General features: G+C 66.5%; 10 protein-coding genes. 5 read left to right on the forward strand and 5 right to left on the reverse strand.

Features of this window, described 5'->3' with window-relative positions:
• Positions 1-70 precede the first annotated feature (70 nt).
• From WS68_RS03515 to purN, 3 genes are read right to left on the reverse strand one after another with little or no spacing between them, the layout of a single operon-like run.
• A complete protein-coding gene (locus WS68_RS03515; RefSeq protein ID WP_059569448.1) occupies positions 71-1,423 on the reverse strand; it encodes a mechanosensitive ion channel family protein in 1,353 nt (450 codons plus the stop codon).
• A gap of 15 nt (positions 1,424-1,438) precedes the next feature.
• A complete protein-coding gene (locus tag WS68_RS03520) occupies positions 1,439-2,701 on the reverse strand; it encodes an RsmB/NOP family class I SAM-dependent RNA methyltransferase (RefSeq protein WP_059569449.1) in 1,263 nt (420 codons plus the stop codon).
• The gene (gene purN / locus WS68_RS03525; RefSeq protein ID WP_059569585.1) at positions 2,698-3,360 is read right to left on the reverse strand and encodes a phosphoribosylglycinamide formyltransferase; all 663 of its coding nucleotides are present in this window, start codon (positions 3,358-3,360) and stop codon (positions 2,698-2,700) included. The genes WS68_RS03520 and purN overlap by 4 nt, the downstream gene beginning before the upstream one ends.
• Before the next feature lie 124 nt (positions 3,361-3,484).
• Between purN and WS68_RS03530 the strand changes: the two genes are divergently transcribed.
• From WS68_RS03530 to dut, 5 genes are all read left to right on the forward strand, one after another.
• Positions 3,485-4,477, forward strand: a complete 993-nt coding sequence (locus tag WS68_RS03530) for a bifunctional riboflavin kinase/FAD synthetase (protein ID WP_059569450.1) — start codon at positions 3,485-3,487, stop codon at positions 4,475-4,477.
• Positions 4,478-4,590: 113 nt separating this feature from the next.
• Complete coding sequence (gene ileS / locus WS68_RS03535) at positions 4,591-7,428, forward strand: isoleucine--tRNA ligase (protein WP_059569451.1); 2,838 nt, start codon at positions 4,591-4,593, stop codon at positions 7,426-7,428.
• A complete protein-coding gene (gene lspA / locus WS68_RS03540) occupies positions 7,429-7,944 on the forward strand; it encodes a signal peptidase II (RefSeq protein ID WP_059569452.1) in 516 nt (171 codons plus the stop codon).
• A 62-nt stretch (positions 7,945-8,006) separates the two neighbouring features.
• Complete coding sequence (coaBC, locus tag WS68_RS03545; RefSeq protein WP_059569453.1) at positions 8,007-9,218, forward strand: bifunctional phosphopantothenoylcysteine decarboxylase/phosphopantothenate--cysteine ligase CoaBC; 1,212 nt, start codon at positions 8,007-8,009, stop codon at positions 9,216-9,218.
• A gap of 81 nt (positions 9,219-9,299) precedes the next feature.
• The gene (dut, locus tag WS68_RS03550) at positions 9,300-9,746 is read left to right on the forward strand and encodes a dUTP diphosphatase (protein WP_059569454.1); all 447 of its coding nucleotides are present in this window, start codon (positions 9,300-9,302) and stop codon (positions 9,744-9,746) included.
• 69 nt (positions 9,747-9,815) lie between these two features.
• On the opposite strand, the gene WS68_RS03555 is transcribed toward dut, so the two are convergent.
• Positions 9,816-10,598 carry a COG4705 family protein gene (locus tag WS68_RS03555; RefSeq protein ID WP_059569455.1) on the reverse strand — a complete coding sequence of 261 codons (783 nt, stop codon included), beginning with the start codon at positions 10,596-10,598 and terminating at the stop codon, positions 9,816-9,818.
• Between the two features lie 174 nt (positions 10,599-10,772).
• Positions 10,773-11,507 (reverse strand): hypothetical protein, encoded by a 735-nt coding sequence (locus WS68_RS03560; RefSeq protein WP_059569456.1) that lies wholly within the window; start codon positions 11,505-11,507, stop codon positions 10,773-10,775.
• Between the last annotated feature and the right edge of the window lie 23 nt (positions 11,508-11,530).

Here is an 11,530-nt window from a genome sequence, read left to right on the forward strand (position 1 = left end):
GGATTTTACTGCATCCGTTCCAAGTCTTTGTAAAAAATGAACATTTCTTGTCGCAACGCAATACGCGGCGCTACGCGCCGGCCGCGGCCCTGCCCGCCGGCGCGCCATTCGCGCCCGCCGCCGCGAACCCGTCCGGCAGCCCGACCACGCGCACCTCGCGCTGTGGAAACGGAATCGAGATCCCATGCTCGGAGAAGAGCCGCCAGATGTTGCGGTTGACCGCCGAGCGCACGCCCGCCGTTCCCTTGGCCGCCTGATCGATCCAGAACGCAAGCTCCAGATCGACGCCGTCCGCGCCGAAGCCGACGAGGTATGGCGTTGGCGCGGGCTCCTCGAGCACGCGCTCGACGCCCTTTGCCGCTTCGACCAACAGCGCAAGCGCGCGCTCGACGTCCGACGTATACGCAACCTGCACCGCAACCTTCGCATAGCCGTGAGTCAGATACGACGACTGGTTCTGCACAATGTCGGTGACCAGTTTTTCGTTCGGAATCAGCGTCTCGTTGCCGTCGAGGCCGCGCACGACCGTGTAGCGGGTACGAATCTGCGTGACGACGCCCTGCTGGCCGCCGACGTTGATCGCGTCGCCAAGCCGCAGCGACCGGTCGAGCAAAATAATGAAGCCCGACACGTAATTGCTCGCGATCTTCTGCAGACTGAAACCGAGGCCGACACCGAGCGCGCCGCCAAACACGCCGAGCACCGTCACGTCGATGCCGACGAGCGACAGCCCGACCAGGATCGCCGCGAACACGAGAAGCGCGCGCCCGGCCCGCGACAGCACGACTTTCAGGTTCGCGTCGAGCGTTCTCGAGCGCGTCAGGCGCTCATCGAGCACCGAGCCGAGCCACATCGCGAGCATCAGCGTCACGCACAGCCACAGCACGCCCGAGATCACCGACATGAGCGTCAGATGCGCGTTCGCCACGCGAAATTGCACGCTGTCGAGCCATGCGATCACGTCGCGCTGGATGCCGAGCACGGTCAGCGCCATGGCTATCCAGACGACGGTCGACACGATCTTCTCGACGATCGACAGCCACGCGTGCGTGTGGCCGTCGCGCGCGAATACGCGGCGCGCGGCGAAAAACAGCACATAGATGACGCCGATCCCGATGAGCGGCACGAGCGCAAGCTGCAGCAGCGACGTCGGCATCAGGCCATCGAAAACGAGCTGCGCGAGCCACATGAACACACCGCCGACGAGCGGAAACAGCGCCCGGTTCAGGCTGAGCGAGCCCGCACCGGGCATGCGGCCTGCCGCGCGGCGTCGCGCGTCGATCCGGCTGCGCAGATAACGCGCGACGAGCCATGCGAGCACGAGCGCGCCGAAGAACGCGACGGCCTGCCAGATCATCGCGGGCTGGCTGAAATCGCGCACGACCGCCTCAAGCCGCCGGGTCAGCAGAAGATTCGTCATCATGCGTGCCGTCTCCCGCTACTGCGCGCGCCGCTCGAGAACCGCGGCGAAGAAGCCGTCGGTCGCATGCCGATGCGGCCAGAGCGACAGGTAATCGCCCGTATCGAGCGCGATCCGCTGCTCGGCGAACACGCGGCTCGCAGGCGTCAGCACGAACTCCGGATGCGCGTCGAGGAACGCCGCGACGATCGCCTCGTTCTCCGCGTCGAGCACGCTGCAGGTCGCGTAGACAAGCCGGCCGCCTGTTTTCACGAGACGCGCGGCGCTTGCGAGAATCGACGCCTGTTTCGGCGCAAGCTCGGCAATGGTCTCGCGCGTTTGCCGCCACTTCAGATCCGGATTGCGGCGCAGCGTACCGAGCCCGCTGCACGGCGCATCGACGAGCACGCGGTCGATCTTGCCCGCGAGGCGCTTGATCTTCGCGTCGTGTTCGCTGTCGATCAGCACCGGATTCACGTTCGACAGGCCGCTTCTCGCGAGGCGCGGCTTGAGCTTCGCGAGACGCTTGTCGGACACGTCGAATGCATACAGCCGGCCCGTCGAGCGCATCATCGCGCCGAGCGCGAGCGTCTTGCCCCCCGCGCCCGCGCAAAAATCGACAACCATCTCGCCGCGCCGCGGCGCGACGAGCGAGCACAGGAGCTGGCTGCCCTCGTCCTGGACTTCGATCAGGCCGTCCTCGAACAGCTTGAGCTTCGTGAGCGCCGGCTTGCCGACGACGCGCACGCCGGACGGCGCGAACGGCGTCGCGCCCGCCTCGATGCCGGCCGCGCGCAAAGCGTCGATCGCTTGATCCCGGGTCGTGCGCAGCAGGTTCGCGCGCAAATCGAGCGGCGCCGGATAATTGACGGCCGCGGCGAACTGCGCGAGTTCGTCGGCGCCGATTCGCTGCGCCAGCATCTGGTGGATCCAGTCGGGCAAGTTCGTGCGCACCCGCAGCGGCAGGCTCGCCGGGTCGATTTTCGCGACATGCTCGAGCCACGCCGCCTCGGCCTCCGACACGAACGGCCTGAGCGCGCCGCGCCCGGCCGTCTGCATCAGGCCGAGCAGCGCCAGGCGCCGCGCCGGCGCGCCGGCGCCGCTCTCGGCCAGATGCGCGTACTCCATCTTTCGCCGCAGCACCGCGAACACCGCCTCGGCGATCACGCCGCGCTCCGCGTGGCCGAGCTTCGGATGCGCGCGGAAAAAGCGGCTCGTCACGACATCGGCCGGGCCCGCGAACTTGAGCACCTCGGCAAGCAGCGCCTCGGTCTGCCCAATCAGAAAACCATGCAGCTTCATACGCCCTCACCCATCGAAATATCGGTCGCATCCGCGAACAGCCAGCGCGCACAGCCCGGCGCGAGCACCGCGCGCCCGTCCACGAGCCGCACCTGTTCCTGGACGAACCAACGCACCGCGCGCGGATACAGCACATGCTCGGCGGCCAGCACGCGCGAGGCGAGCGCGTCGGCGTCGTCGCCCGCGACGACGGGCACGGCCGCTTGAGCGACGATCGCGCCGCTGTCGAGCTCCGGAGTCACGAAATGAACCGTCGCGCCATGCACCGCGACGCCCGCGTCGAGTGCCTGCTGATGCGTGTGAACGCCCTTGAAGCTCGGCAGCAGCGACGGATGGATATTCAGCATCCGGCCCTCATAGCGTGCGACGAATGCTGGCGTGAGAATGCGCATGAAGCCGGCGAGCATGACGAGATCGGGCTCGAAGCGGTCGATCTCGGCCGCGAGGGCCGCATCGAAGCTATCGCGGCTATCGAAGCCGCGGTGATCGACGAGCGCGGTCGCAATGCCGTGCGACGCCGCGAATGCCAGGCCCGCTGCGCCCGGCCGGTTGGAAATGACGGCGGCGATCTCAGCAGGCCAGCCTTCGCGCGCGCACGCGCGCACTACGGCCTCCATGTTGCTGCCGCGCCCGGAAATCAGGATGACGAGTTTCTTCATCCGCGGAATTTTACCATTCGGCCCCGCCGTTTCCGGCATCACGAGCCGCCTGCGTGCACGAACGTTTATAATTATCTGCTTTGCGGCGTCTGGCCGCTCACTTCCCACGCTGTCATCCGCTAACGTGAAAGTCTTCCGCGGCCTGCCCAACGACGAAAGCCGCGCCCCGTGCGCGCTGACGATCGGCAACTTCGACGGTGTCCATCGCGGCCACCAGGCCCTGCTCGCGCGCGTGCGCGCGGCGGCGGACGCGCGCGGGCTGCCCGTCTGCGTGATGACGTTCGAGCCCCATCCGCGCGAATTCTTCAATCCGGCCGGCGCGCCGCCGCGCATCGCGATGCTACGCGACAAGCTCGAGGCACTGCGCGAGCACGGGGTCGACCGGGTCGTCGTCGAGCATTTCAATCACACGTTCGCGAACCAATCGCCGGATGCGTTCGTCGAGCGCACGCTCGTCGACGGCCTGCACACGCGCTGGATCATGGTCGGCGACGATTTCTGCTACGGCGCGAAGCGCGCCGGCAGCTTCGCGTCGCTGAAGGCAGCGGGCGAACACCACGGCTTCGAGGTCGAGCAGATGCAGACGCTCGCCGGCGCCGACGGCCAGCGCATCTCGAGTTCCGGCGTGCGCGCGGCGCTCGCCGCGGGCGATCTCGACGCCGCGGCGGCCGCGCTCGGCCATGGTTACGCGATCAGCGGGCATGTCGTCCACGGCCTGAAGCTCGGCCGCGACCTCGGCTTTCCGACGCTGAATCTGCCGATCGCACACAAGCGCCCCGCGCTGTCCGGCATCTTCGTCGTGCAAGTGCACGGCATCACGCCCGAGCCGCTGCCCGGCGTCGCGAGCCTCGGCGTGCGGCCGACCGTCGACGATTCGGGCCGCGTGCTGCTCGAAGTGCATTTGCTCGACTGGCACGGCAACGCATACGGCAAGATCGTACGCGTCGAATTCCTGAAGAAACTGCGCGACGAGGCGAAATTCGTCGATCTCGAAACGCTCGCGCGCGCGATCGCCCAGGACGTCGCCGACACGCGCGCGTACTTCGCCGCGCACGGCCGCGCGCCGGGCAGCCGCGCAACCGGCTTCGCGACGTCGGCCACCGACCGAATTAGCTGAAGCGCCGCTGCCCGTCTCGCCGGGTGCCCCGCCCGCCGCGCCGCCCGATCCCGGCGCCGCGCCCACGATACACGACGCGCGAGCGTCCTCGAGATTTTCAAAGCGATCCCGACATGAGCAACAAAAAAGCCGATTCGAAACCGCAGGCCAAATATCCGGTCAACCTGCTCGACACGCCGTTCCCGATGCGCGGCGATCTGCCCAAGCGCGAGCCGCAATGGGTCGCGGACTGGGAAGCGCGCGGCGTCTACGACAAGATCCGCGAAGCGAGCCGCGGCCGGCCGAAATTCATCCTGCACGACGGCCCGCCGTATGCGAACGGCGACATTCACCTCGGTCACGCGGTCAACAAGATCCTGAAGGACATCGTCGTCAAGTCGCGCAACATGGCCGGCTTCGACGCGCCTTACGTGCCCGGCTGGGATTGCCATGGCATGCCGATCGAAATCCAGATCGAGAAGCAGTTCGGCAAATCGCTGCCCGCGGCCGAGGTCATGAGCCGCGCGCGCGCGTATGCAGGCGAGCAGATCGATAAGCAGAAAGCCGGCTTCAAGCGTCTCGGCGTGCTCGGCGACTGGGACAATCCGTACAAGACGATGAATTTCGTCAACGAGGCCGAGGAAATCCGCGCGCTCGGCAAGATCCTCGAAAAGGGCTACGTGTACCGCGGCCTGAAGCCGGTCAACTGGTGCTTCGATTGCGGCTCGGCGCTCGCGGAGGCCGAAGTCGAATACAAGGACCGCACCGATCCGACGATCGACGTGCTGTTCCCGTTCGCCGAGCCCGACAAGACCGCGCACGCGTTCGGCCTGCCCGCGCTGCCGCGCGCCGACGGCGGCATCGTGATCTGGACGACCACGCCGTGGACGATTCCCGCGAACCAGGCGCTCAACCTGCATCCGGAGATCGTCTACGCGCTCGTCGAGACGGAGCGCGGCCTGCTCGTCATCGCCGACGAGCGCGTGCCAGCGTGCATGAAGGATTTCGGCCTGAGCGGCCGCGTCATCGCGACGGCGCGCGGCGACAAGCTTGCCGGCCTGCGTTTTCACCATCCGCTTGCCGCCGCGCATCCGGGCTACAAGCGCACGTCGCCCGTCTATCTCGGCGATTACGTGACGACCGATACCGGCACGGGCGTCGTTCACTCGTCGCCTGCCTACGGCATCGAGGATTTCACGTCGTGCAAGGCGCACGGGATGACCGACTCGGACATCATCAATCCGGTGATGGGCGACGGCCGCTATATCGAATCGCTGCCGCTGTTCGGCGGCCTGTCGATCTGGGACGCGAACCCGAAGGTCGTCGAGGCGCTGAAGTCCGCCGGCACGCTGCTGCGCAACGAGCACTACTCGCACAGTTACATGCACTGCTGGCGTCACAAGACGCCGATCATCTATCGCGCGACGTCGCAGTGGTTCGCCGGCATGGACGTGACGCCCGCGAGCGGCGGCAAGACGCTGCGCGAGACCGCGCTCGAAGGCGTCGACGCGACCGCGTTCTATCCGTCGTGGGGCAAGCAGCGCCTTCACAGCATGATCGCGAACCGCCCCGACTGGACGCTGTCGCGGCAGCGCCAATGGGGCGTGCCGATGGCGTTCTTCGTCCACAAGGAAACCGGCGAGCTGCACCCGCGCACGCTCGAGCTGCTCGAGGAAGTCGCAAAACGCGTCGAGCAGGCCGGCATCGAGGCATGGCAGACGCTCGATGCCCGCGAGCTGATCGGCGACGATGCGGACCTCTACGAAAAGAACCGCGACACGCTCGACGTCTGGTTCGATTCGGGCACGACGCATTGGCACGTGCTGCGCGGCTCGCACAAGGATCAGCTGCAATTCCCGGCCGATCTCTACCTCGAAGGCTCGGACCAGCACCGCGGCTGGTTCCATTCGTCGCTGCTGACCGCGTCGATGCTCGACGGCCGCGCGCCGTACAAGGCGCTCCTCACGCACGGCTTCACGGTCGACGGCGAAGGCCGCAAGATGAGCAAGTCGCTCGGCAACGGCGTCGATCCGCATGAAGTCGCAAACCGGCTCGGCGCGGAAATCATCCGGCTGTGGATCGCATCGACCGACTATTCGGGCGAGCTTGCGATCTCGGAGGAAATCCTCAAGCGCGTGACGGAAGGATATCGCCGGATCCGCAACACGCTGCGCTTCCTGCTCGCGAACCTGTCGGACTTCGATTACGCAAAGGACGCACTGCCCGCAAGCGAATGGCTCGAGATCGACCGCTACGCGGTTGCATTCGCCGCGAAGCTGCAGGCGGAGCTGCTCGCCCATTACGACAAGTACGAGTTCCACCCGATCGTCGCGAAGCTGCAGACGTTCTGTTCGGAGGATCTCGGCGGCTTCTATCTGGATGTGCTGAAGGACCGCCTCTATACGAGCGCGGCCGCGTCCCGCGCGCGGCGCGGCGCGCAAACGGCGCTCTATCACCTCACGCAGGGCCTGCTGCGCGTGCTCGCGCCGTTCCTGTCGTTTACCGCCGAGGAAGCCTGGCGCGTGTTCCAGCCGTCGAGCGAAACGATCTTCACCGAAACCTATTACGCGTATCCGCAGATCGACGGCGCCGACGCGCTCGTCGAAAAATGGGCGCTGTTGCGTGACGTGCGCGGCGCCGTCACGAAGGCGCTCGAGGAAGCACGCACCGCGAACCGCATCGGCTCGTCGCTGCAAGCCGAAGTCGTCGTGCGCGCGTCGGGTGCGCGCTACGACGCGCTCGCAAGCCTCGGCGGCGATCTGAAGTTCGTGCTGATCACGTCGGCCGCGACGCTCGCGAAGGTCGACGGCGAAGCCGACGAAGGCGTCGAAGTCGCGGCGTCGAAGTATCAGAAATGCGAGCGCTGCTGGCACTATCGCGAGGATGTCGGCGCGCACGCCGATCATCCGGCGCTCTGCGGCCGCTGTTTCTCCAACCTGTTCGAAAACGGCGAAATCCGGAGCGCGGCTTAAATGGTGAAAACCGTGTCCAAGGCAACCCAATCGAAATCCACGAGCGGCGCGCTCGCGCCGTGGCTCGGCCTCTCGCTGATCGTGATCCTGTTCGATCAACTGACGAAGATCGCCGTGCTGCGCACGTTCGCCTATGGCGTGCTGCACCCGCTCACGCCGTTCTTCAATCTGACGCTGATCTATAACCGCGGCGCCGCGTTCGGCTTTCTCGGCACCGCGAGCGGCTGGCAGCGCTGGGCGTTCACGGCGCTCGGCCTCGGCGCGACGGTCGTGATCTGCTACCTGTTGAAGCGCCACGGCCATCAGCGCCTGTTCAGCCTTGCGCTCGCACTGATCCTTGGCGGCGCGCTCGGCAACGTGATCGACCGGCTGCTGTACGGCCATGTGATCGACTTTCTAGACTTCCATGTCGGCGCGTGGCACTGGCCCGCGTTCAATCTCGCCGACACGGCGATCACGATCGGCGCGGTGCTCCTCGTCTACGACGAGCTGCGCCGGGTGCGCGGCACGCGCTGAGCGCCGGCACGGCGCGCAACGGCCGGCGCAGCGCGCCGGCCGCCCGCTTACGGAGGCCCCAATTGGCACACGCAGAACTCGCAGGAAAACACCTCGTCGTCGGCCTCACGGGCGGCATCGCGTGCTACAAGATCGCCGAACTCACGCGCCTGCTGACCAAGGCCGGCGCGAGCGTGCAAATCGTGATGACCGAAGCCGCGGCGCAATTCATCACGCCCGTCACGATGCAGGCGCTGTCGGGCCGCCCCGTCTATACGAGCCAATGGGACGCGCGGGTGCCCAACAACATGGCGCACATCGATCTATCGCGCGAAGCCGACGCGATGGTGATCGCCCCCGCGTCGACCGACTTTCTCGCCAAGCTCGCGCATGGCTTCGCCGACGATCTGCTGTCGACGCTCGCCGTCGCGCGCGACTGCCCGCTGCTCGTCGTGCCCACGATGAACCGTCAGATGTGGCAAAACCCGGCCACGCAGCGCAACGCGGCGCAGCTTCGCGCGGACGGCGTCGCCGTGCTCGGGCCGGATTCCGGCTCGCAGGCGTGCGGCGAGACCGGCGACGGCCGCATGCTCGAACCGGAGGCGATCTACGAGGCGATCGTGTCGCACTTCCAGCCGAAGGTGCTCGCGCACCGCCGCGTGCTGATCACCGCCGGCCCGACGTTCGAGCCGCTCGACCCGGTGCGCGGACTCACCAACCGTTCGAGCGGCAAGATGGGCTTCGCGCTTGCGCGCGCCGCGCAGCAGGCGGGCGCCGACGTCCATTTGATCGCCGGCCCCGTTTCATTGCCGACACCGTGGGGCGTGTGGCGCGAAGACGTGCAAACCGCTCAGCAGATGTACGACGCGGTGATGCATGCCGTGCCGAGCGCCGACGTCTTCGTCGCGGTCGCCGCGGTCGCCGACTGGCGTGCGGCGCAGCCCGCCGAGCACAAGATCAAGAAAACCGCCGATCACAAGATGCCGGCGCTATCGTTCGTCGAGAATCCGGATATCCTCGCGAGCGTCGCCGCACAGCCCAACGCGCCGTACTGCGTCGGCTTCGCGGCGGAAAGCGGCGATCTCGACGTGCACGGCGAGGAAAAGCGCGTGCGCAAGAACGTGCCGCTTCTGATCGGCAATCTCGGGCCGCTGACCTTCGGCCTCGACGACAACGAAGTCGTGCTGTTCGAAGCCGGCGGCACGACGCGCTTGCCGCGCGCGAACAAGATGACGCTCGCGCATGCGCTCATTGCCGAGATCGCCAAGCGGCTGCCCGACACTCGCCTGATTTAACGCCGGCCGGGCTTTCGCCCGCCGTCCCGCGGCCGTCTCACGCGGCCGCGCCTTTAAACCTCCGTCACCGATCGTCACCGCATGAAACTCGACCTGAAGATTCTCGATGCGCGGATGCGCGACTACCTGCCGCACTACGCGACGCCGGGCAGCGCCGGTCTCGACCTGCGCGCGTGCCTCGATGCGAGCGTCACGCTGAAGCCGGGCGACACGGCGCTGATCCGCACCGGCCTTGCGATCCACGTTGCCGATCCCGGCCATGCGGCGCTGATCCTGCCGCGTTCGGGCCTCGGCCATAAACACGGCATCGTGCTCGGCAATCTCGTCGGCCTGATCGACTCCGATTACCAGGGCGAACTGATGATCTCGACCTGGAACCGCGAACAGAGCGAATTCGTGCTGAATCCGTTCGAGCGCCTCGCGCAGCTCGTGATCGTGCCCGTCGTGCAAGCGACGTTCAATATCGTCGACGAATTCGCGCAAAGCGAGCGCGGCGCGGGCGGCTTCGGCAGCACTGGCCGGCACTGAGCGCCCGATGAAAAACGCGTGCGGGCGGATGACCGCCCGCACGCGCATCGCCCTGCGCTGCGGCACCGCTCACTCTTCGAACGCCCGCTCCTGCCAGCCGATCCGCAACGCACGCTCACGCTTCGCGCGCGTCGATTCGGCGATCGTCGCGTAAATCACGAGCGCGATCAGCACCCCCGCGAGAATCGCCGACGAGCCGATCGTGCCGGCCCCCAGCCCGCCCTTGGCGGGCGGCTTCGTCAGCAAATCGCCGAGCGTCGCGCCGAACGGCCGCGTCAGCACGAACGCCGCCCAGAAGAGGAATACGCGCGAAACGTTCGTCCAATATGCCGCGAGCACGATCACGACGAGCAGCCCGCCGATCAGCATTGCGCCGCCCGCGAAACCCAGGCCCGAACTGTCGGCGAGAAAATCGCCGAGCGCGGTACCGAGCGTGTTCGAGAACAGGATCGCGATCCAGTACAGCACTTCGACCTTGCGGGTGCGGATCTGGTCGACCGACAACGATTCGCCCGACCACCGCCAAACGGCGAAGATCGTCAGCAAAATCGCGACCAGAATCGCCGAGCCGGCCGCGTAGCCCAAGCCGAGCGTGCGGTCCATAAAATCGGACATCGTCGTGCCAGCCGTGCTGGTTGCCACGATCACGGCCCAATAGATCACCGGGCGATAACGTGCTGTCGCGAGCTGCGCGACGAGCGTGACGATGAAAAACGAAAAGAGAATCAACGAGCTGTACAGATAACCCACGTTGAGCGTCATCGACAGCAGATCGCCGCCCGTCTCGCCGAGCGTCGTCGCACAGATCTTCATCACCCAGAAGGCGAGCGTGATCGCCGGAAGTTTATTCATGCGAGCCTCAGGAAAAATCGGGGGCCGGATAGACTGCGATGGGCCGCAATAGGCCGCGATGGGCCGACGCGCCAGCCTAGCCGCCGCATACGGCTTACGAGGCTCGAATGCTATGGGACGCTCGCTTAACAACACATTAAGGTCGATCACGCCAACCGGCGGCAGCCGCGCAAATTAACGCATCCTGCGCAGAATCCCACCCGGATTCACACCACGAATGAAACAATCCCGCGCGGCGACCACCAGATAATCGTCGAGACGCCGCGCATCGAGCTCGCAGGCTGCGCCTGACGCCTGCGGGCGCAGCAAGGTCGCGTCGACATCCGACACGGATTTCATCATCAGCAACATTTCCATGCGCGTCGTCGTGGCCGCGCCGCCGAACGAATAACTGACACGCCCGCCATGCACAATCAGCCTGCGCGCGCCGTCGCTGCTGCGCCAATCGCCGTCCCAGCCGGACGCGCGCGCCGATGCGGCCGCCGGCTTCAGATGCGAGCGCACAAGCCAGCCGGATATCGCCACGCCCTGACGATCGATGTAGGTCGCATACACCATACCGTCCATCCACATGTCGCCTTCCGGCGACTCGGCTACGATCACCCGGTTGCCTTTCGCCAGATAGCGGCCGCTGTTCGTGAAATGGAACGACACATGCTCGGCATCCGCCTGTCGCTCGAAAAAAGGCGTCTTTGGCGCTTGTATGCTGGCGAGCCAGGGTGTGGTGTCGAGCAGCGGCACGGCATCACGGTTCACCGACGCGCGCGCGAGCGCGCCGAACGAAGCTGCCGGCCACGGCAGTGCGGCCGCACCAACAAGCACGCTGGCCGCCACGAGCCTCACGATACGCGGCGGCACGCCGGCTTTTGCCCTCGCCCCGCGCGCCGCATGGTTCTGTTTATCGCCCATACTGCCTCGCTTTCAATTATTTG

Source organism: Burkholderia sp. TSV86 (assembly GCF_001522865.1).
Classification (GTDB): domain Bacteria; phylum Pseudomonadota; class Gammaproteobacteria; order Burkholderiales; family Burkholderiaceae; genus Burkholderia.